This window comes from Rhizomonospora bruguierae, from assembly GCF_018397995.1.
GTDB classification, from domain to species: domain Bacteria; phylum Actinomycetota; class Actinomycetes; order Mycobacteriales; family Micromonosporaceae; genus Rhizomonospora; species Rhizomonospora bruguierae.
In genome coordinates this window covers 20,369-41,942 of sequence record NZ_BBQH01000027.1, presented here as the reverse complement: position 1 = coordinate 41,942, position 21,574 = coordinate 20,369, and the positions used below count along the sequence as shown (strand labels likewise).

At 75.3% G+C, this 21,574-nt stretch carries 15 protein-coding genes; 6 read left to right on the top strand and 9 right to left on the bottom strand.

Annotated features, from left to right (window positions below; translation table 11 throughout):
- Window positions 1–116: 116 nt before the first annotated feature.
- Window positions 117–800 carry a TIGR03089 family protein gene (locus KJS59_RS15505; protein ID WP_213453592.1) on the top strand — a complete coding sequence of 228 codons (684 nt, stop codon included), beginning with the start codon at window positions 117–119 and terminating at the stop codon, window positions 798–800.
- Between the two features lie 35 nt (window positions 801–835).
- On the opposite strand, the gene KJS59_RS15500 is transcribed toward KJS59_RS15505, so the two are convergent.
- Window positions 836–2,809 (bottom strand): acetoacetate--CoA ligase, encoded by a 1,974-nt coding sequence (locus tag KJS59_RS15500; protein ID WP_213453649.1) that lies wholly within the window; start codon window positions 2,807–2,809, stop codon window positions 836–838.
- A gap of 59 nt (window positions 2,810–2,868) precedes the next feature.
- The gene (locus KJS59_RS15495; RefSeq protein WP_213453591.1) at window positions 2,869–3,408 is read right to left on the bottom strand and encodes an acyl-CoA thioesterase; all 540 of its coding nucleotides are present in this window, start codon (window positions 3,406–3,408) and stop codon (window positions 2,869–2,871) included.
- Between the two features lie 23 nt (window positions 3,409–3,431).
- Between KJS59_RS15495 and KJS59_RS31210 the strand changes: the two genes are divergently transcribed.
- Window positions 3,432–4,319, top strand: coding sequence for a hypothetical protein (locus KJS59_RS31210; RefSeq protein ID WP_213453590.1), 888 nt, complete (start codon window positions 3,432–3,434; stop codon window positions 4,317–4,319).
- Window positions 4,320–4,421: 102 nt separating this feature from the next.
- Window positions 4,422–5,054: a hypothetical protein gene (locus KJS59_RS15485; RefSeq protein ID WP_213453589.1), complete on the top strand. Its 633-nt coding sequence runs from the start codon at window positions 4,422–4,424 to the stop codon at window positions 5,052–5,054.
- Between the two features lie 52 nt (window positions 5,055–5,106).
- Here KJS59_RS15485 and KJS59_RS15480 read toward each other — a convergent pair whose 3' ends face one another.
- A complete protein-coding gene (locus KJS59_RS15480; protein ID WP_213453588.1) occupies window positions 5,107–6,270 on the bottom strand; it encodes an acyl-CoA dehydrogenase family protein in 1,164 nt (387 codons plus the stop codon).
- Between the two features lie 195 nt (window positions 6,271–6,465).
- Here KJS59_RS15480 and KJS59_RS15475 point away from each other — a divergent pair, with 195 nt between their 5' ends.
- Window positions 6,466–7,896: a UDP-glucose dehydrogenase family protein gene (locus KJS59_RS15475; protein ID WP_213453587.1), complete on the top strand. Its 1,431-nt coding sequence runs from the start codon at window positions 6,466–6,468 to the stop codon at window positions 7,894–7,896.
- 210 nt (window positions 7,897–8,106) lie between these two features.
- Entirely contained in the window at window positions 8,107–12,849 is a 4,743-nt protein-coding gene (locus KJS59_RS15470) for an SCO7613 C-terminal domain-containing membrane protein (protein WP_213453586.1), read from the top strand.
- 18 nt (window positions 12,850–12,867) lie between these two features.
- On the opposite strand, the gene purE is transcribed toward KJS59_RS15470, so the two are convergent.
- The 3 genes from purE to KJS59_RS15455 are packed head-to-tail and all read right to left on the bottom strand — an operon-like array spanning window position 12,868 to window position 16,552.
- A complete protein-coding gene (gene purE, locus KJS59_RS15465) occupies window positions 12,868–13,362 on the bottom strand; it encodes a 5-(carboxyamino)imidazole ribonucleotide mutase (RefSeq protein WP_213453585.1) in 495 nt (164 codons plus the stop codon).
- Window positions 13,359–14,504 (bottom strand): 5-(carboxyamino)imidazole ribonucleotide synthase, encoded by a 1,146-nt coding sequence (locus KJS59_RS15460; RefSeq protein ID WP_213453584.1) that lies wholly within the window; start codon window positions 14,502–14,504, stop codon window positions 13,359–13,361. Before KJS59_RS15460 ends, purE begins: the two co-directional genes overlap by 4 nt.
- A gap of 56 nt (window positions 14,505–14,560) precedes the next feature.
- Entirely contained in the window at window positions 14,561–16,552 is a 1,992-nt protein-coding gene (locus KJS59_RS15455) for a thioredoxin domain-containing protein (RefSeq protein ID WP_213453583.1), read from the bottom strand.
- Window positions 16,553–16,607: 55 nt separating this feature from the next.
- On the opposite strand from KJS59_RS15455, the gene KJS59_RS15450 reads away from it, so the two are divergent.
- Window positions 16,608–17,582 carry a DUF2267 domain-containing protein gene (locus tag KJS59_RS15450; RefSeq protein ID WP_213453582.1) on the top strand — a complete coding sequence of 325 codons (975 nt, stop codon included), beginning with the start codon at window positions 16,608–16,610 and terminating at the stop codon, window positions 17,580–17,582.
- A 3-nt stretch (window positions 17,583–17,585) separates the two neighbouring features.
- Here the strand turns inward: KJS59_RS15450 and KJS59_RS15445 are convergent, their stop codons facing one another.
- The 3 genes from KJS59_RS15445 to mca all read right to left on the bottom strand — a co-directional run bounded on the left by KJS59_RS15445 (window position 17,586) and on the right by mca (window position 21,555).
- Window positions 17,586–20,123 carry a putative bifunctional diguanylate cyclase/phosphodiesterase gene (locus tag KJS59_RS15445; protein WP_213453581.1) on the bottom strand — a complete coding sequence of 846 codons (2,538 nt, stop codon included), beginning with the start codon at window positions 20,121–20,123 and terminating at the stop codon, window positions 17,586–17,588.
- 209 nt (window positions 20,124–20,332) lie between these two features.
- A complete protein-coding gene (locus KJS59_RS15440; RefSeq protein WP_249714263.1) occupies window positions 20,333–20,563 on the bottom strand; it encodes a hypothetical protein in 231 nt (76 codons plus the stop codon).
- A 98-nt stretch (window positions 20,564–20,661) separates the two neighbouring features.
- On the bottom strand, window positions 20,662–21,555 hold the full coding sequence (gene mca, locus KJS59_RS15435) for a mycothiol conjugate amidase Mca (protein WP_213453580.1): 894 nt from the start codon (window positions 21,553–21,555) through the stop codon (window positions 20,662–20,664).
- Window positions 21,556–21,574 lie beyond the last annotated feature (19 nt).

The window sequence follows — 21,574 nt, the reverse complement described above, 5'->3', positions numbered from 1 at the left end:
TGTGGCGTGCACCACTGAGCGCAAGACTACGCCCAGCGGCCGGCCGCCCGATGTCCGCGACGCGGCGCCGCACGTGCGAAGATCTACGACAGTCGCCCGACGTCACGCGAGGTGAAATGGCTGCCACGATCGGTGCGGCGCTCGCCGCCGCGGTCGCCGCCGACCCGGCCCGGCCGCTGCTGACGTTCTACGACGACGGCACCGGCGAGCGCACCGAACTGTCCGGCGCCACGCTCGCCAACTGGGTCGCCAAGACGGCCAACCTGCTCGTGGACGGGCTGGGCCTGGGCGAGGGCGACGCCGCCCTGGTGGACCTCCCGCCGCACTGGCAGACCGCCGCCGTGCTGCTCGGCTGCTGGTCCGCGGGCCTGACGGTGGCCGGCGAACCCCCCGCGGAGGTGGCGTTCGCCACCCAGGATCGCGCCGCCGGCCACGCGGGCGGGGCGGGTGACATCTACGGGTTGGCCCTCGCGCCGATGGCGCTCCCGATGCGGGACGCACCCCCCGGGGTCCTCGACTACGTGCTGGAGGTGCGCGCCTTCGGCGACCACTTCACGCCGATGGGGACGGTGGGGCCGGCGCTGCCGGACGTCTCCCAGGCGGAGCTGCTGGCCCGGGCGGCGGCGGCCGGGCACGCACCCGGTACGCGCCTGCTGTTCGACGCCGCCGCCCACCCCGACCCGCTGGACTGGCTGCTCGCCCCGCTGGCCGCCCGCGCCTCGATCGTGCTGTGCGCGCACGCCGACCCCGCCCGGCTCGCGAAGCTGGCGGAGGTCGAGCGGGCCACGGTGGTCAGTTAGCGGCCCGGTCGGTCACCGGGCCGGACACGGCCCGGTCAGTCGGGCCCGGTGTTCGCGGCCCGCTTCTTCGCCAGTTCCGCGAAGGCCACCAGCGACTCCGGGTTCGCCAGCGCGCCGGCCGAGGCCGCCGCGGCGACCGGCGTCCCGGTAAGGATCTTCTTCACCGGGACCTCGAGCTTCTTCGCCGACAGCGTGCGCGGCACCGCGCGGACCTGGTAGATCTCGTCGGGCACGTGCCGCGGGGACAGGCCGGTGCGCAACTCGGCCACGATCTTCGCGCGCAGCGCGTCGTCCAGCTCCAGGCCCTCGCCGAGCGCCACGAACAGCAGCAGCTCGCCCGGGCCGCCGGCCGGGTCCTCCAGGTGGATCACCACCGACTCGACCACCTCGGGCAGGCCCTCGACCACCGAGTAGAACTCGGCGGTGCCCAGGCGCACGCCGCCCCGGTTCAGCGTGGCGTCCGAGCGCCCGGTAATCACGCAGGTGCCGCGCTCGCTGATGGTGATCCAGTCGCCGTGCCGCCACACGCCCGGATAGACGTCGAAGTACGCCTCCCGGTACCGGGACCCGTCCGGGTCGTTCCAGAAGCCGACCGGCATCGAGGGCATCGGCGCGGTGATCACCAACTCGCCCAACCGGCCCACGACCGGGCTGCCCGACGGGTCGTACGCCGCCACCCTGGCGCCCAGCGCCCGGCACGAGATCTGCCCCCGGTACACCGGGACCAGCGGGGAGCCGCCGACGAAGCCGGTGCACACGTCCGTACCGCCGGACAGGGACTGCAACTGCGCCGTGTCGCTGACCGCCCGGTACACCCAGTCGAAGCCCTCGTCGGGCAGCGGCGCACCGGTCGAGCCGACGCCCCGCAGCCGGGACAGGTCCGCCAGCTCCCGCGGCACGACGCCCGCCTTGCGGCAGGCGAGCAGGAACGGCGCCGACGTGCCGAGGTACGTCATGCCGGACTCCTGCGCCAGCCGCCACGTCCCCTCCAGGTCGGGTGCGCCGTCGTACAGGACGATCGCCGCGCCCACGGCCGGCGCGGAGGCCAGGAAGTTCCACATCATCCAGCCGGTGGTGCTGTACCAGAAGAAGCGGTCCCCGGGGCCCAGGTCGTGGTGCAGGGCCAGCATCTTCAGGTGCTCCAGCAGGATGCCGCCGTGCCCGTGGACGATCGGCTTCGGCAGCCCGGTGGTGCCGGAGGAGTACAGCACGTACAGCGGGTGGTCGAACGGGACCGGGTCGAACGCCAGCGGCTCGTCGGTGTTCCCCGCCAACCCGGCCCAGGTCGTGGCCTCCACCCCGGCGCTCTGTGCGCCCTCCACCTCGGCGTTCAGGTAGGGGATGCGCACCACGTGGCGCAGGGACGGCAGCGCGGCGGTGATCGCGGCGACCTCCTCGCGCCGGTCCACCGACCGGGTGCCGTACCGGTACCCGTCCACCGCCACCAGCACCACCGGCTCGATCTGCCGCCAGCGGTCGGTCACGCTCCGGGTGCCGAACTCGGGCGCGCAGGACGAGAACACCGCACCCAGGCTGGCCGTGGCGAGCATGAGCACGTACGTCTCGGGGATGTTGGGCGCGTAGGCGGCGACCCGGTCGCCCCGCCCGACGCCCAGCCGCCGCAGCCCGGCCCGCACCCGGCGCACCTGCTCGCGCAGCTCCGCCTTGGTCAGGCGGCTCGCCGCCCGGGTCTGGCCGTACGCGAGCACCACCGGCTCGTCGTCGGCCACCCCGGGCACCCGCAGGACGTTCTCGGCGTAGTTCAGCGTGGCGCCGGGGAACCACCGCACGCCCGGCATCGCCGCGCCGCTGAGCACGGCGGTCGGCTGGTCGTGCGCGATGACCCCGAAGTGGTTCCAGACCGAGCGCCAGAACCCGGGCAGGTCGGTGACCGACCACTCCCAGAGGGCGGCGTAGTCCTCTCCGGGGCGGCCCAGGTCGGTCAGGTAGCGGCCGATCCGGGACCGGGTGCGCACGTCGGCGGGCGGGGTCCAGAGCACGTCATCCACGCCGGCCATCCTGCCTCACTCTTACCGACCGTTCACATGGGCTGCTGCGGTCACATCGGCTACCCACGGGTGCGGTGGTCCTGGATCGCCCGCCGCCGGGCCAGCCGGTGCGCCCGCCGGATCTCCGCCTCCCGGAACCGGCGCGCGTCGTCCGGGCTCTCCGGCAGCACCGGGCGCGCCTGCCGGGGGTTGCCCGCCGCGTCCACCGCCACGAACACCAGGTACGCCGTGACCACCGCCACGGGCCGCTCGTCCACCGTGTCCCAGCGCTCCGCGACGACCTTCACGCCCACCTCCATGGAGGTGGTGCCGGTCCAGTTCACCTGGGCGTGCGAGTGCACCAGGTCGCCCACCCGCACCGGCTCGATGAACACGATCTCGTCGATCGCGGCGGTCACCGCCGTGCCGCCGCTGTGCCGCGCCGCCGCCGCACCGGCCACGTCGTCCACGAACTTCATCAGGACGCCGCCGTGCACGGTCCCGTACAGATTGACATCGACCGCAGTCATGATGCGACTCAGCGTGACCCTCGAATAGGAGGTCGGCCGGCCCGCCGGCGCCGTGACCTGCGGTCCGAGATCAGCGCTGTGCTCCGTCATGCCGGAAACGGTACGGTGCGCGCATGCGACATCTATGGAGCCTGCTCGCCGGAGTCGTTGTCGCGCCGCTCACCTGGGCCCTGGTGGCCCTGGGCCAGGACGGGTCCACCCGGACGGTCGACGGCTGGCTGGACACGGGCCGCTTCGACACGGCCGACCTGATCCGGCCCGCCTGCTACCTCGGCGCCACCGCGATCCTCCTGGGCCTACTGGCCACGCTGCGCTTCTCCCCCCTCGGCCCGGCCGTCGCCGGCCTCGCGCTCGCCGCGCCCTACGCCGCCCTGTTCGTGGACCCGCTCGCCGTGCGCGACGCGGTGCCGGCGAACTGGTCCGTGCTGAATCAGGATCTGCCGCTGCTGCTGCCGGTCCGCAACGGCACCCTCGGCGTGATCGGCGTGCTGCTGCTGATGGCCGTGTTCAGCCGCCACCGCTGGCGCCGCTGGCCGAGCCCCGCCCTGGTGGACAGCACCGACACGCCGCTGGCGCCCGTTCCCGAACCGGAGCCCGACGTCATCGGCCCCCGGCCGGCCGCGGAGCCGGAGCCCGTCCCGGCGCTGGCCGGCGTCGGCGCCGCCGCCACCGGCGACGCGGTGCAACCCGGTCCCGGGACCACGTCGCGGGAGCAGGCCCCTCCGACCGAGCGCCTCGCCGACGTGAGCCGGTTGGGCACCTCGTTCCGCCGGCGCCCCGCCCCGGGTCCGACCGCCCCGGCATCGCCGGTACCCGCACCGCGCTCCCAGGCCGACGGGCCGCTCAGCGATGTGGTGCCCGAGGCCGCGACGGGCCGGCCATCCGACCAGTCCCCGGCCACCGGCGAAACGTCCACCGCCGCCCAGGCGGCGCCGGGCGGCTCCCCCTGGTCCGCCCCGCCCCGCGCCGCCGGCCGCGGGGACGCCCCGTCGCCCGCCTGACCCGGCGGGCCGCCCGCGCGGCCGCGCGGGGACGGATGATCAGACGCTGACCCGGGTTGCGTGGGCGGGGTACCGTGCGCCCACGCAACCCTGGGAGGGCAGATGCGCCACCTCTTCTCGCTCCTGGTCTCGCTGATCCTGGCGCCGGCCATCTGGCTCGGCGTCGGCGTCGGCGGCAACCGCGTCCTGGCCGCCCGCACCGGCAACGCCACCCCCCAGCACCCGGACGCGCTGCTGCTCCTGTTCGGCCTCGCCGTCCTGCTGGCCGCCGGCCTGCTGTACGCCCTGCTGGTCCTGGCCCGGCTCTCGCCGGTCGGCCCGGTGCTGGCCGGCCTGGCCTACCTGGGCGCCACCGGCTGGGCCATGTTCGCCTACGACTCGTTCCGCGACCTCGTCCCCACCGACCTGGGCAGCCTGACGGGCGTCGGCGAGGTCCCGGCCGGCGGCGTCGCCGCGCTGCTGGCGGTCCCGCTCCTGCTCACCCTGTTCAGCCCGCGCCGCTGGCGTCGCCACGAAACCACCGCGGCCCAGCCCGTCACGCCCGCGTACTCCGGCCCGGCCGCCTACCCGTACCAGCAACCGGGGTACGTTCCGGCGCCCCAGCCGCTCCCCGACCCCACGCTGGACGAGACCACCACGCCCCTCTACGGCGGTGCGCCGCGCGCGTACCCCCCGCCCGGCCACGCCGGGGCCACACCGGCGCCGATGGATCCGGACGACACCCGCCGGTTCTGACTGCCCCCGGCTCAGCCGGCGATCCGGTGGTCGGCCGGGGCGGGCATCCTACTCAGCGCTTGAGCAGTTGGCGGGCCATCACGATGCGCTGGACCTGGTTGGTGCCCTCGTAGATCTGCGTGATCTTGGCGTCCCGCATCATGCGCTCCAGCGGGAAGTCGCGGGTGTAGCCGTACCCACCGAGCAGCTGCACCGCATCCGTGGTGATCTCCATGGCGGCGTCGGAGGCGAAGCACTTGGCGGCGGCGCCGAAGTAGGTGAGGTCGGCGTCGCCGCGCTCGGAGCGGGCGGCCGCGGCGTAGGTGAGCTGGCGGGCCGCCTCCAGCTTCATGCCCATGTCGGCAAGCATGAACTGGATGCCCTGGAAGTCGGCCACCGGCCGGCCGAACTGGCGGCGCTGCGTGATGTAGCGCCGGGCGTGGTCGAGGGCGCCCTGGGCGATGCCGACGGCCTGGGCGGCGATGGTGACGCGGGTGTGGTCCAGGGTGGCCATGGCGGTGCGGAACCCGGTGCCCGGCTCGCCGATCACGCGGTCCGCGGGGATGCGGACGTCGTCGAGGTAGACCTCGCGGGTCGGCGAGCCCTTGATGCCGAGCTTCTTCTCGGGGGCGCCGAAGCTGACCCCGGGGTCGCCCTTCTCCACCACGAAGGCGGAGATGCCCCGGGCGCCGGCGCCCGGCTCGGTGGTGGCGAAGACCGTGTAGTACTCGGAGACGCCGGCGTTAGTGATCCACCGCTTGACCCCGTTGAGCACGTAGTGGTCGCCGTCGCGGACGGCGCGGGTGGTCATCGCGGCGGCGTCGCTGCCGGCCTCGGGCTCCGACAGGCAGTACGAGAACATTGCCTCGCCCCGGGCGACCGGCGGCAGGTAGCGGGACCTGAGCTCGGTGGAGCCGGCCAGCAGCAGCGGCATAGTGCCGAGCTTGTTCACGGCGGGGATCAGCGACGTGGCCGCGCAGGCGCGGGCCACCTCCTCGATGACGATGGCGGTGGCCAGGGCATCCGCCCCCGCGCCGCCGTACTCCTCGGGGATGTGCGGCGCGTGGAAGTCGGCGGAACGGAGAGCGTCGTATGAAGCTTGGGGAAACTCCGCGTTTTCGTCCGCCTCGGCGGCGTGCGGCGCCACCCGGGCTTCGCAGACCTCCCGGACCGCCTCCCGGACCGCCCGGTGCTCCTCCGTTAGCTGGTAGACCGTGAAATCCGCGCCGTCGGACATGCCCGTCTCCCCCTGCCGCGAAAGTCTCCGGCGCCCCGCCGGCACCCCGATATTACCGGCGGGTACTAAAGTGCTGGACGCGGGCGGGCGGCCGGACGGGCTATTCTCACGTGCGTCCCGGGCCCTCCGGCGGGGCATGCAGACGACTACCCGGGCGCCGCGATTCCAGCGACGCCGACCTGAGCGGAGACGAGCGTGACGATCCCGTACCCGAGCAGCCAGGGTGTGCCCGCCATCGGCCCGGTGACACCGCCGTCCGGCGCCCCCCGACCCCGGCTGACGTTCCTGGGTACCGGCTATCTCGGCGCTACGTACGCGATCTGCTTCGCCGAACTCGGGTACGAGGTGCTCGGGTTCGACGTCGACGAGGCGAAGATTTCGAAGCTGGCCAACGGCGAGGTGCCGTTCCACGAGCCGGGGCTGGACGAGTTGCTGCGCCGCAACCTCGCCGCGGGCCGGCTGCGCTTCAGCACCAGCTACCCGGAGACCGCCGACTTCGGCGACGTGCACTTCATCTGCGTCGGCACCCCGCAGCGGGCCGACGGCAGCCTGGGCGCGGACCTGACCTACGTCGAGGCGTCGGTCACGAACCTCGCGCAGCACCTGACCCGCAAAGCGCTGATCGTGGGCAAGTCGACGGTGCCGGTGGGCACCGCGGAGTGGGTCAGCCAACTGGTCGCCAAGCACACCCCGGCGGAACTGGGCGTGGAGGTGGCCTGGTCGCCGGAGTTCCTCCAGGAGGGCTTCGCGGTCGAGGACGTGCTGCGGCCGAACCGGATCGTGGTCGGGGTCAAGAGCGAGTGGGCCAACGCCATGCTCTACGCCGCGCACAAGGGCGTGTTCGACCTGGCCGCCACCGAGGACCGCGAGGTGCCGGTGGTGGTCACCGACTTCGCCACCGCGGAACTGGTGAAGGTGGCCGCGAACGCGTTCCTGGCCACGAAGATCTCGTTCGTCAACGCGATGGCCGAGGTGTGCGAGGTGGCCGGCGGCGACGTGACCCAACTGTCCCGGGCGATCGGCTACGACCCGCGGATCGGCAACCGGTTCCTCCAGGCCGGCGTCGGCTTCGGCGGCGGCTGCCTGCCCAAGGACATCCGCGCGTTCCAGGCGCGGGCGCAGGAGTTGGGCGCCGGCGAGGCGCTGCGGTTCCTGCACGAGGTGGATCTGATCAACCTGCGCCGCCGGACCCGGGTGCTCAACCTCGCCGCCGACCTGCTGGACCGCAAGGCCGGCCCGGCGGGCCCGGACCTGTCCGGCACCCGGATCGCCGTGCTGGGCGCCACGTTCAAGCCGAACTCGGACGACGTGCGGGACGCGCCCGCCCTGGCGGTGGCGACGATGCTGCACAAGGCCGGCGCGGACGTGCACGTCTTCGACCCGCAGGGCATGCAGAACGCCGCCAAGGCACTGCCGGACGTCACGTACGAGCAGGGCATGGCCGACGCGGTCCGCGACGCCGACCTGGTCTGCGTGCTGACCGAGTGGGCCGATTTCCGCAACGCCGACCCGGCGGCCCTGGGCGAACTGGTCACGGCGCGGCGGGTCATCGACGGCCGGAACTGCCTCGACTCGGCACTGTGGACACAGGCCGGCTGGGAGTACCGCGGCATGGGCCGCCCCTGATCCGCCGGCCTCGATCCCGGCGCCGGCGAACCCGCGCGAACCGCCTCGGCCGCGACACCCGAACGGGTGACGCGGCCGAGGTGTTTGGGTTTGCTTTCACCACGTGGGACTGTGCAACCACACCCCGCGACCGGCATGCTTCGGTAATGCTCCACAGCGGGGCGATCGGGTCGATGTCCGGCATCCCGCCGGGCGGGTCGAGGAGGTGTCGTGGCCACCACGTATCCGTGCACCTCGTGCGGCCGGCTGGTCGATCCGGCCGAGCCCTGCCCGTACTGCGGCAGCGAGCCGCCGTTCGAGGCCGACGTGGACCGGCTGGACCACGCGATCGCCGAACTGAACGCGCGGGACATCGCGATCCAGAAGGAGCGCACCGAACTCAGCCGGAAACTCCAGGCGGCGATGCACCAGCGGGCGCTGCTGGCGCACGCCGGCGAGCAGCGGCAGCGACGCGCGGCGACGGAGCGGCAGCAGCACACCCGCCGCCGGCACCCGGCCGACGCACCGGCCGGCACCAAGTTCGCGCCGACCGGTGCGGAGGAGGCGCCGCCGCGCGTGCCCCGGCAGGCGCAGGCCCCCCGGGACGAGCAGGCCGACATCGGGGTCGCCCCGCCGCCGGTCGAGGCGCCGGAGGCGCCGGACGCGCTCGCCGAGCACCCGGAGGCATCACAGCGCTCGGTACAGAACATCATGCTGGCGCTCGGCGCGCTGCTGCTCGGCGTCGCGGCGGTGGTGTTCGCGGCGTTCGCGATCAGCGAGCTGGACAGCATCAGCCGCGCCGCGATCCTGATCGCCGCCACCGCGCTGACCCTGTTCGCCCCGCCCGCGATCGCCAAGCGGAACCTGACCGCCACCGCGGAGACCATCGCCGCCGTCGGACTGATCCTGGTCCCGATCGACGGCTACGCACTGTGGACGATCGGGCAACTGGGCATCAACGCGCTGCCCGGCACCCTGTTCGCCGGTGTGGTGTGCATCCTGACCGCCGGCATCGCCGCCACCTACGCCACCGTCACCGGGCTGAGCGTCCCCCGGTACGCGACGATCCTGGCCCTGCAACCGGCGATCCCGCTGCTGGCGTACGAGGCGATCGGCGGGCCGACCGGGTGGGGTCTGGCGCTGACCGCGGTGGCCGCGCAGAACCTGGGCCTGGGCCGGTTCGTGGGGCGCGCGACCTGGCCGATGCCGGCCGGGTCGGCGCCGCTGTCCGCGTTCTGGCTGCGCGAACTGACCTGGCTGCTGCACGGCGTGGCGGTCGCCGCCGCGGTGGCGTTCTGCGGGGTGGGGCTCGCCCGGACCGGCACGCCCCTCGCCGCCGCGAGCACGGCCGCGGTCCTGCTGATCGTGTCGGTGGTGGCGATGGTCGGCGCGGTGTCGCTGCGCCAGCGCCCGCTGCCGGACATCGCGGCCGGGCTGCTCACGCTCGCCGTGATCACCTCGTTCGGCCGGGTCGCCGCGCTCGCCCTGCCGGCCCGCAGCATGCTGCTAATCGCGGCGGTCACCGCGGTCACCGCGCTGGGGGTCCGGTCGCTGCCGGAGTGGGCCAAGCGCGGCCCGCAGATCGCCTCCGCGATCGCGCTGGTCACCATCGGCGTTGTCGTGGCCGCCGCCGCGGTGCACGCCGCGATCGCCCCGGTCCGGGCCGCCCTGCCGGCGTGGCACGCGGACCTGAGCCGGTACGGCGAGACGCTCACCGCGGCGGTCGGGCCGGCGGGCTGGCAGCTGGCCGCCAGCGCCCTGCTGCTGACGGTCGCCGCCGCGCTGGCCCTGCCGCCGGAGGTGCGCCGCGAGTCCGCCACCGTCGGCGTCGCGCTGACCGCCGCCGCCACGCCCGCGTCCCTGCACCTCGGCTGGGCCGTGGGGCCGTGGCTGCTGGCCGGCGCCGCGCTGGCGATCGGCGCCGCCGGGCTCAGCGCGCCGACCCGCCGGGTCGCCGTGGTGCACGTCGCCGCGGCCGGCGCGGTCGGGCTCGCCGCCGCCGGGGGCGCCGCCGCCACCCCGAGCCTCACCGCCGGCGTGCTGACCGTCATCGCCGTCGGCGGCATGCTGATCGCCGCCACGCCACGCCTCGCGCCCGCGCCGGCCACCGGGCCGGCCACCGCGGAGCCGGTCGTCGACTGGGCGGCCGCCGGCGCCGCGTTCGCCTTCCCGGGCGCGATCGCCGCTGCGGTCGTGGCACTCTCCCCGCGCAGCGCCACCCCGACCGCGGTGCTGACCGCCGCGTTCCTGGCCGCCTGCGCCACCCTCGGGTACGCCGGGCTGCGCCAGGTCGCCGAGCGGGCCATCCCGGTCCCGCTCGCGCTCGGCGCCGGCCTCGGCGCCATCGCGGTCACCCTCGCCGCCATCCCCAGCGGCTCCCTCATGGACCTCGCCGTCGGCATCCTGCTCGTCGCCGCCGCGACGCTGGTGCTGCTCGCGCCCCTGATGGACCGGAACCTCCAGCCGGACCGGACGCTGGACGGCCCCGACATCGCCACCGCCGCGGTGACCCTGGCGGCCATCGCCACCCTGGCCCGGATCGCCATCGTCGCCGTACCGGACGGCGCGCTGGCCACCACCGCGCTGCTGCTCCTGCTGGTGGCGCTGGGCGTGCGGGCGATGCCGGAGCAGTGGCGGCGCGGCCCGGCGCTGGGCGTCGGCGCGGGCGGGGCGGTGCTCATCGCCCTCGCCGGGTACCAGGCCCTCGCCGCCGGCCTGCGCGCGCTCGCCGCACCCGGCCGGCTGTGGGCGTCGGACCTGGGCGCCTGGCCCGCCGCCGGCACCGGGTGGCAGGCGCCGGTCGCGCTGGTGCTACTCGCGATCGCGGCCACCGTCGCGCTGCCCCCGCCGTGGGGGTACGACGTGGCCGCCGCCTGCGCGGGCCTGGCCACCGTGGGCGCGCCGGTCGCGTTCGGGCTGCCGTGGTGGTCGCCGCTGGCGGTCGGCGGGCTCGTCGCCGCCGCGTACGGGGTCGCCGCCGTGGCCGCCCGGGACCCGCGCGCCGCCACCGCCCGGGTGATGCTGGCCGCCACCCTGGCCCTGTACGCCGTCGGCGCCAGCCTGGTACGCCCCTGGACCACCGCCGTCGCGCTCACCGGCGTGGCCGTGCTCGGCGTCGTCATCGCCGCGCTCGCCCCCACGATCGTGGCCCCGCCGCCCGGGGAGGCCGTCGAGCCGCCACCGCTGCCCGGGCACCTGACCCGGATCGGCGGCGCCGCCCTCGCCGGGGCCCTGCTCGCCGTGCCCGGCGCCGGCGCCGCCCTCGCCGCGCAGCGGCAGTTCGGCGCCGACCTGGTGCTCACCGCCGCGCTGGCCGGCACGGCGCTCTGCCTGGCCGTCCTGGCGACCGTGCGGGACCGGGTCCCCGAGTACCTGCCGTACGGCACCGTCGGGGTGGCCGGCGGCGCCACCATCACGGCCCTCGCGGCGCTGCCGAGCAGCGGCCAGGTCGCCGTCTACGCCGCCGCGGCGGTCCTGCTCGCGGTCCTCGCCGAGCTGATCCGCGCCACCGCGCCCCGGGGCGACCTCGCCGCGCCCGCGCCCGCGCAGCGGCGCCTCGCGCTGCCCCGCTGGCAGATCAGCCCCACCACCGGCGCGGTCGCCGCCTCGGCACTGCCCGCCGCGATCGCGGTCGCCGTCGTGGCCCCCACCCTCCTCACCGCGCTCGTCGACCCGTACCAGACCCTCACCCGGATCTGGCAGGGGCCGCCGCCCGCCCTGGTCCATCCCGCCGCCGAGCCCGGCGTGAGCGCCGCCGCCCTGGTCGCCGCCCTGCTGCTCACCATCACCGCGGCGCTGGCCGCGATCGGCTTCGGCGGCGGCTGGAAGACGCTCCCGGTGGTCCTGCCCAGCGCGGCGCTGACCCTGCTCATCGCGCCCGTCGCGCTCAACCGGTCCTGGCCGGCGCCGACCATGGCCGCGCTGACCGTGTTCGTCATCTCCATGCTCGGGCTGGCCCTGGTACCGCCACCGCCCGCCACCGGGCGCGCCCGCCCCCTGCGGGCCAGCCGCCACATCGTCCTCGCCATCGGCCTGGCCGCCGGGGGCGCGGGGCTCGCCGGCGCGCTGGCCACCCGCTCCACCACGCTGATCACGCTGGGTGGCGCGGTCGCGGTCGGCGCCACCGCGGCGCTGGCCGGCCGCTCCCCGACCGCCCGCATCCTCGGCTGGCTGTTCGCCGCCCAGATGGGCGTGGCGTTCGCGTACACCGCGGGCCTCGTCGCCGGTGTCGGTCCACACTGGTCCTCCCTCGGCGTCCTCGCCGTCGCCGCCGTCCTCATCGCCTGCGCCGCGACCCTGCCCCGCCTGCGCCGCGACGCGGCCTACCGGGAGACCGCCGCCGTCGAGTGGAGCGGCCACGCCGCCGCGCTCGTCGCCCTCGTGCTCGCCATGCAGTCCACCCGCCACGTCGCCGCCCTGCTCGCCGCGTGGGGTGCCGTCCTCGGCCTGTCCGCCACCCGCGCCAACCGCCGCCCCGCCGAGCGCCGGGTCCTCTACTGGTCCGCGGCCGCCTGCGAGGTGGTCGCCGTGTGGCTGCTCATGCGCGTCGCCGACGTCGCCCTCCCCGAGGCGTACACCCTCCCGTTCGCCGCCATGGCCCTGCTGATCGGCCTCATCGAACTGCGCCAGCGGCCCGACCTGGGCAGCTGGGCGGCGTACGGCCCGGCGCTGGTCGCCGCGTTCCTGCCGATCACCGTGCTGGTGCTGCTGACCGACACCAGCCCGGTCCGGCAGGTCCTGCTGCTCCTCGGCGCCGTCGCCACGCTGATCGTCGGCTCCATGGGCCGCCAGCGGGCCCCGGTCGTGGTCGGCGGCCTGGTGACCACCATCGCCGCGCTCAGCCTGCTCCGCCAGGTGGGCCCGTGGCTGGTGCTCATCCCGGTCGGCCTGGTGCTGCTGTTTCTCGGCGCCAACTACGAGAAGCGCCGCCAGGATCTCCGCCGCCTCCGCGGCCGCCTCAACGAGATGCGCTGACCGCCGGTGGCGCGCCGGCTACAGGGTGGCGCGGAGGGCGGCGTCCTTGGACTCGACCAGGGCGATCAGGGAGCGCTGGTACCCGGCCATCCGGTCGCGCAGCGCCGGGTCGGCCGCGCCGAGGATGCGCACCGCCAGCAGGCCGGCGTTGCGGGCACCGGCGATGGAGACGGTGGCCACCGGCACCCCGGCGGGCATCTGGACGATGGACAGCAGGCTGTCCATGCCCTCCAGGTGCTTGAGCGGGACGGGGACGCCGATGACCGGCAGCGGGGTCACGGAGGCGACCATGCCGGGCAGGTGGGCGGCGCCACCGGCCCCGGCGATGATGGCCCGCAGGCCCCGCCCGGCCGCGGCGGTGGCGTAGTCGAGCATGGCCTGCGGGGTGCGGTGGGCGGAGACGACCCGCACCTCGTGGGGGACGTCGAACTCGGTCAGCGCCTCGGCGGCCGCGCGCATGACCGGCCAGTCCGAGTCGCTGCCCATGATGATTCCGACGACGGGGTCGCTCATCGGCCCTCCTGGAGCCATCGGGCGGCGCGGGCGGCGCGCGCCCGTACCGGGTCGAGGGTGTCGCCGAGCGCGGCCACGTGGCCGATTTTGCGGCCGGGGCGGACCTGCTTGCCGTACAGGTGCAGGCGGATGCCCGGGTCCTGGGCGAACATGTGGTGGACCCGCTCGTCCAGGGGCATGCCGCCGGGTTCGCCGCCGAGCACGTTGGCCATGACCACCGCCGGGGCGGTGAGCGAGGTGTCGCCCATCGGGTAGTCCAGGACGGCGCGCAGGTGCTGCTCGAACTGGGAGGTGCGGGCACCCTCGATGGTCCAGTGCCCGCTGTTGTGCGGGCGCATGGCCAGTTCGTTGACGAACAGGCCGGCACCGGTCTCGAACAGCTCGACGGCGAGCAGACCGACCACGTCGAGTTCGGTAGCGATCCGGATGGCCAGCCGCTGGGCGGCGACGGCGGTATCCTCGTCCAGGCCGGGCGCGGGGGCGAGAACCTCCACACAGATGCCCGCCCGCTGCACGGTCTCCACCACCGGGTACGCGGCCACCTGGCCGAACGGGGAGCGGGCGACCAGCGCGGCCAGTTCGCGGCGCAGCGGCACGCGCTCCTCGACGATCAGGGGGGTGCCGGTGGCGACCAGGTCGGCGGCGGCCTCCTCGCCGGCCAGCAGCCAGACCCCGCGGCCGTCGTAGCCGCCGCGCACCGCCTTGGCGATCACCGGCCAGCCGACCCCGGCCGCGAACTCGACGATGTCCGCCGCGCTGTCGACCGGCCGCCAGCGCGGGGCGGGTGCGCCGAGTTCGGTGAGCCGTTCGCGCATCGCGCGCTTGTCCTGGGCGTACCGGAGGGCACCGGCGGACGGGTGGACGCTGAAGCCGTCGGCGGTCAGCGCCTCGATGTGGCCCTGGGGCACGTGCTCGTGGTCGAAGGTGACCACGTCGCAGCCCTTGGCGAAGGCGCGCAGCGCGTCCAGGTCGGTGTGGCTGCCGATCCGCACGTCGGCGGCGACCAGCGCGGCGCCGTCCTCGGGGGAGGCGGCCAGTACCCGCAGGGACTGCCCGAGGGCGATCGCCGCCTGGTGCGTCATCCGGGCCAGTTGCCCGCCGCCGACCATGCCCACCACCGGCAGGCCCGTACGCTCATCCATAGCGCCGCCAGATTACGGGCCCACCGGCGGCGGGTCCGCGGGTGGGTCGGGCCGTCTCAGCCCGGGCGGCGAAGCTTGGCCGCCAGATCGTCGACCGTGGTCACCGGGCGGTCGCAGACGAAGCCCCGGCACACGTACGCCGTGGCCGCGCCGCCCAGCAGGGGGCGCTCCGCCAGCAGCGGGACGCCGGGGCGGTCGGGCTCGCCCGCCACGATGACCGCCCCGGGCGGCGCGAGCCGGTGCGCCGCCTCGATCAGCGGGTGCGGCCGCTCGCCGGTCGCGATGGCGATCTCGTACGGGCCGGACTGCTGCGCCTCACCGGCGGCCGCGGCGTAGCCGGCGAACCGCGGATGCCGCCCGACGATCGGCGCGACCGTGGCCAGGGCCGCCTCGGCCGCCTCCCGGTAGCCGGTCCGCCCGCTCAGCGCGGCGTACGTGGTCAGCGCCGCCGCAGTCGAGGACAGCCCCGCCGGGGTGGCGTTGTCGGTCGGGTCGGCCGGCCGGGTGACCAGCCGCTCGGCGTCGTCGGCGGTGTCGTAGAAGCCACCCCGCCCGGTGGCGAAGTGCGCCAGGGCGGCGTCCAGCAGGGCACCGGCCAGGTCCAGCCAGCGACCCTCCCCGGTGAGCTGGTGGACCGCGCAGAACGCCTCCGCCAGGCAGCCGTAGTCCTCAAGCACCCCGGCCGGCTCGCCCACCACACCGTCCCGCGACACCCGGCGCAGCCGCCCGTCCACCAGGTGCAGGCCCGCGAGCAGTTCCGCCGCGCGCACCGCCTCCTCGCCGCCGGCGCCGGTCAGGCTCGCGTACTCGCACAGCGCCGTCACCGCCAGTCCGTTCCAGGACGCGACGACCTTGTCGTCCCGGGCCGGCTGGGGTCGCCCGGCGCGCGCCTCGACGAGCCGCCCGCGGACCGCCCGCCACCGCTCCCGCACCGCCGGGTCGGCGTCGTCGACGTCCCGGGCCAGCCGCAGCACGCTGGTCCCGTGCTCGAACGTGCCCTGCTCGGTCACGCCGAGCAGGTCCGCGGCCCACCGGCCGTCCGCCTCGCCCAGCACCTCGACGAGCTGCCCGGGCGTCCAGGCGTAGGTGGCGCCCTCCACGCCGCCGGTGTCCGCGTCCAGGGCGGAGGCGAAGGCGCCCTCGGGGGTGCCCAGGTCGCGGATCATGAACCGGGCCGTCTCCCCGGCGACCCGCCGGGCCAGCCCGTCCGCGCCGGCCAACCGGGCCAGGTGGGTGTAGACGCGCAGCAGCAGCGCGTTGTCGTACAGCATCTTCTCGAAGTGCGGCACCAGCCAGCGCTCGTCGACCGAGTACCGGGCGAAGCCGCCGCCGAGCTGGTCGTAGATGCCGCCCCGGGCCATCTGCTCGGCGGTGTGCCGGACCAGTTCCAGGCTGGTGTCGTTGCCGGTGCGCTGGAAGTGCCGGAGCAGGAACAGCATGATCATGTGCGGCGGGAACTTCGGCGCGCCGCCGAAGCCGCCGTGCGCCTCGTCGAACTCGTCGGAGAGCCGCGCCGCCGCCGCGTCCAGCAGGTCGGCGGTGAGCGGCGCGGTGATGCCGCCGACCGCCTGCGCCCCGCCGATCGCCTCGACCACCGCCGCCCCCTGCCGGACGACCTCGGCCCGCTGCTCCCGCCACGCGGTGCTGACGGACTGGAGCAGCCGCACGAACCGCGGGCGCGGGAAGTAGGTGCCGCAGTAGAACGGCTGCCCGTCCGGGGTGGCGAAGACCGTCATCGGCCAGCCGCCCTGCCCGGTCATCGCCTGGGTGGCGGTCATGTAGACGGCGTCCACGTCGGGGCGCTCCTCGCGGTCCACCTTGACCGCCACGTACCCCTCGTTCACCAGCCGGGCCACGGCCTCGTCCTCGAACGACTCGTGGGCCATCACGTGGCACCAGTGGCAGGCGGCGTACCCGACGGAGATCAGCACCGGCACGTCCCGGTGGCGGGCCCGGTCGAACGCCTCGTCGCACCAGGGCCACCAGTCCACCGGATTGTCGGCGTGCTGGAGCAGGTACGGCGAGGTTGCGCTGGCGAGCCGGTTCACCACACCACCCTGCCACACCGACGTTTGTGTGGGGGCGCGGCGGGAAGCGTGGGGCATGACGGCGAAGAAGCGGGAAGGTGACGAGCAGCGCCGGGCCCGGCTGGCCCGGGACGCCCGCGAGCGCGGCGTGACGCCGAGCGCGAGCGGGGCGACGCTGGGCTCCTCGAAGCAGGTAGAGCACCGGGACGGCGCCCGGCGCGGCGGTCCGCCGACCGATGCCGGCCAGCGCAAGCGCACCCCCGACCAGCCGATCCCGGCCAGCCCGCCACGGCCGGTCCGGACCGCGCCGAAGTGGGACCCGGAGGCGGTCGGCGCCGCCGGGCCGGGCGGCCTCAACTACCGGGACGTGATCACCGAGGTGGGCCGCCGCGCCGGCCTGGACTTCGAGCGGGCCCGGGCCGCCACCACCGCGACCGTCACCACGCTGGCCCGGATCGTCGCGCAGCCGGAGCGGGAACTGCTGCTGGACTCGGTGCCGCCCGGCCTGTACGGGGACGGCACGGACGACCCGCTGGACGGCCGCCCCGACCTGACCCGCTTCGTCAGCGAGGTGGGGCGCAGCGCCGGGGAGCCGCCGGAGGAGGCGCTCTACCAGGCGCAGACGGTCCTGCGGATCCTCGACGAGCGGGACGCCGCGCTGATCGATGCCCTGCACCTGCCGGCCGACATCCGCGGGCTGACCGGCGCCGAGCCGGCCGGCGGCGGCGTCAGCGGCCCGACCGGCCAGACCGCGCCGCTGACCGACGGGGAGGTGAGCGCCGCGCTCGCCGCGCTGCCCTACTGGACCCGCGAGGGCTCGGCGCTGTGCCGCACGCTCAGCCTGCCCCGCGCCAACCTGGACCGGGTGATCCAGCGCCTGGCCGCCCTGCACCGCGACGAGGGGCGCGGTCCACACATCGGCCGCGTCGACGAGGGCACCGTCACGCTGGCGGTGCGCACCTCGCGGGTGGACGCGATCACCCGGCGCGACATCGACCTGGCCCGCCGGGTGGACGCCGTCATCGACGAGGTGGGTGCGGGAATCGCCTGACGCTCAGGCGCCGTCGGCGCGCAGCGGGTAGATCCGGGCGCTGGCCGAATCGACCAGGGACCGCAGCACCGCGCCGACCTTGTCCGCCGGCATCGGCTTGAAGAAGTGGTACCCCTGCGCGGCGCTGCACCCGAGGGCGGCAAGCGCGCTGCGCTGGTCGGCGGTCTCCACGCCCTCGGCCACCACCCGCAGGCCCAGTTCGCGGGCCAGTTCCACGGTCGTGCGCACGATCGCCGCCGCCTGGGCGGAGTCGGCCATCTTGGCGACGAACGTGCGGTCCACCTTCAGCTCGTCCACCGAGATGCGGGTGAGGAAGGTGAGCGACGAGTAACCGGTGCCGAAGTCGTCCACGGCGAGCCGGACGCCCATCGCGCGCAGCCCCGCCAGCACCTCGTCGATGACCTCCAGTTCGCTCATCACCACCGTCTCGGTGATCTCCATGACCAGCCGGTGCGACGGCACCCGGTGCCGGCGCAGCAGCTCGGCGATCTCGGCCGGCAGGCGCGGGTCGAGCAGGCTGCGGGCGGACAGGTTCACCGCGATCGGCACCTCGATGCCCTCGGCGGCCCACTCGGCGTTGACCCGCAGCGCCTGGTCGATCACGTACCGGGTGAACGGGGCCAGCAGCTCGCTGCCCTCGACCGCGCGGACGAAGTCGCCGGGGCCGAGCATGCCCCGGCGCGGGTGCCGCCAGCGGACCAGCGCCTCGACGCCGGTCGGCTCGCCGGTGGACAGGTCCACCGCCGGCTGGAGCAGCAGGACGATCTGGTCCGGGGCGGCCAGCGCCTCGCGCATCTCGGCCAGCAGGGCGAGCTGGTCGGTGCTCGCGGCGTCCCGGGCGCTGTCGTACCAGGCGACCGCCCCGCCGCCCTCCTTCGCCTGGTACATGGCGATGTCAGCGCGGCGCAGCAGCTCGGTCATGTCCGCGCCCCCGGCCGGGGCGACCACCACGCCGATCGACGCCTCGACCGACAGCGTCACGCCGGCCACCTCGGTCGGCGCCGCGAGCTGGTCGGCGAGCTGGCGGGCCCGGCGCAGCGCCTGCGGGAGGGCGGTCGGCCGCTCCGGCAGCGCCGGCAGCTGGCCCATCCGCGGCAGCGCGGTCAGCAGCAGGGCGAACTCGTCGCCGCCGAGGCGGGCCAGCAGCTCGCCGGGGCGGGCCTGGCCGCTCAGCCGCGCCGCCGTGGTCACCAGCAACTGGTCGCCGGCCGCGTGCCCGAGGGTGTCGTTGACCTCTTTGAACTGGTTGATGTCCAGCAGCAGGAGGGCCACGTTCGCGTCCCGCTCCAGCATCCGCAGCGCCGTGTCGCCCTTGGCCAGCAGCGCCGAGCGGTTCAGCAGGCCGGTCAGCGGGTCGTGCACCGCCTCGTAGGAGGAGCGCGCCGCCATGATCCGCAGCTCGCGGTGGGTGGCGGCGTCGTGCAGGGCGGCGGCGAGCGCGTCGCCGAACGCGGAGAGGACCAGCCGCTCCCGGTCGGCGAGCTGCTGCCCGCCGGCCAGGCCGAGGCGCAGGTCGCCGACCGGCTGGCCGTTGACGGCCAGCGCACGCACCACGGACTCGCCGTCCGCCTCCGCGGCCTGGCCCGGCGCTAACTCCTGCTCGACGATCCGGTCGTCGCCGTCCAGCCGGTACCGGCGCCGCGCGCCGTCCTGGCGGCGCACCTCGAGTTCGGCGTGGCGGGCGGGGAACAGCGCGAGCGCGCCGCGCAGGCCGGCGTCGGCCACGCCCCGCTCGTCCAGCTGGTTGAGGCCGCCCGTGACCGCGGCGAACGCCTCCCAGGTGCGGTCCTCCTGGTCGGCGCGCAGGCGGTGGGCGTAGGTCTGGTGCAGCAGCCAGAGGGCGAACGGCACCACCACCAGCCAGGCCCGGTCGATCTGGTCCAGGGCGACCACGACCAGGCCGAGCACCACGTTGCCGACGGCCATCAGCGGGGTGCTGCGCAGCGCGCCGAGCAGCACGGACCAGAAGCCGCCGAGGTTCTCCACGGCCAGCGCGCCGGCCACCAGCGTGCCGGTGCAGACGATGTGGGTCACCGCGCCGGCGGCCAGGGCGGCGGCGACGTGCGGGGAGAGCGGGGCGGCGTGGGTCTCGGCGATCGACCGGGCGACCAGCACCGCCGCCGCGGCGGAGAGGCCGAACGCGGTGATCATGTAGAGCCAGTGCACCGGCGGCCGCCGGTCGGAGACCACGGCCAGCAGCAGGCCGCCCAGGGTGGCGCCGGCCAGCATCGCGGTGGGCAGCCACCCCGCCGGTACCAGCCAGAGGCCGACGATCAGGGCGGCCTCGCCCCAACCCACGTTCAGGGTGCGGGAACCGATGCGGACCCGCAGCCGGGCCAGGACCGCCACGGCGGTCAGTGCGACCACGACGGCGAGGCGGATGACCAGCGAGCGGAGCGCCTCGGGGGCGGGCGGCACCAAGACCGAGCGCAGGCCGACGAGCGCGGCGAACGCGGCGGCGACGGCCACCGCGGCGAACAGGGCGAGGCAGCGACGGGGCAGCGTGGACACCCCCGCCCAGGCGAGGAGGCGGCGGATCATCCCGGCCCGCGGTGCGTGGGCGCGCGACCGAGCATTCACGACGGCGCCCCCTTCCGCGGATCGGTCGGGGACATCCCCGGCGGTTTACTCCCCCCGGCGGGAAGGCTAAGCCAAACCGTTTAAGTGCAACAGGGGTCGAGCCGCCGGTTTACCCGCCGATTACCGGTCGGACGTTTCCTGACACTCCACGGACCGGCGGGTAATCGCTGTCACGATGCCGCGGCGTCACCGCTCGACCGGGGCGCCGGCGGCGCCGCATCGGAACGAGCGACATCGATGCGCTCGGCGGCGACCCCCGACCGCTCCACGCCCGCCTCCGGCGTGCCCGGCTCCCCGCCCGGGGCGGGGAAGCGCTCGGGCAGCCGGCGCAGGCGCGCGTTCATGTTGCGGATCAGCAGCACGGTGGCGGCGGCCAGCAGCAGGATGATGAACAGGCCCATCGGCCCGGCGAGCCCGCCGGACCGGGTGTCGCCGAAGTTGTTCTGGGCCAGCACGTACACGCGCCCCACCTCCACGAGTCGTCCACCACGGTACGCGCCTACCGTGCGTGCACCGTCTCCCGGATGCCGGCGAACAGGTCGTCCTCGGGGACCGAGCTGTCCACCAGCGAGCGGACCAGCTCGTAGTCCTCGGTCGGCCAGGCGCGCTGCTGCACCTCCAGCGGCACGTGGAACCACGCCCCGTCCGGGTCCACCTGGGTGGCGTGCGCCCGCAGCGCGTCATCGCGCACCGGGAAGTACTCGGAGCACTCCACCCGGGTGGTCATCCGGTGGCCCTTGTCCCGGGACCGCCACTCGTCCGTATCCCAGTTCTTCACCCATTCGGCGTACGGGGACTCCCCGCCGCCGGCCAGCATCGCCTCGTGCAGCGCCGAGATCCGCTGCCGGGTGTGGCTCAGGTGGTAGTAGAGCTTCAGCGGCTGCCACGGCTGCCCCATCTCGGGGAACTGGTCCGGGTCGCCGGCCGCGTCGAAGGCCACCGCCGAGACCTTGTGGCACATGATGTGGTCCGGGTGCGGGTAGCCGCCGTCCTCGTCGTAGGTGAGCACCACGTGCGGCCGGAACTCCCGCATCAGCCGGACCAGCGGGCTGGCCGCGAGTTGCACGTCCGCCAGGGCGAAGCACCCCTCGGGCAGCGGGGGCAGCGGGTCGCCCTCCGGCAGGCCGGAATCGACGAAGCCCAGCCAGGCCTGCTGGACGCCGAGGATCTCGCGGGCCCGGGCCATCTCCTCGCGGCGGATCTCGGCCATCCGCTCCAGGACCTCCGGCCGGTCCATCTTCGGGTTGAGAATGCTGCCGCGTTCGCCGCCGGTACAGGTCACCACGAGCACCTCGACGCCCTGCTTGGCGTACATCGCCATGGTGGCGGCACCCTTGCTGGACTCGTCGTCCGGATGCGCGTGGACCGCCATCAGCCGCAACTGCCCTGCCACGTCTCTCCCTCACCCCGTG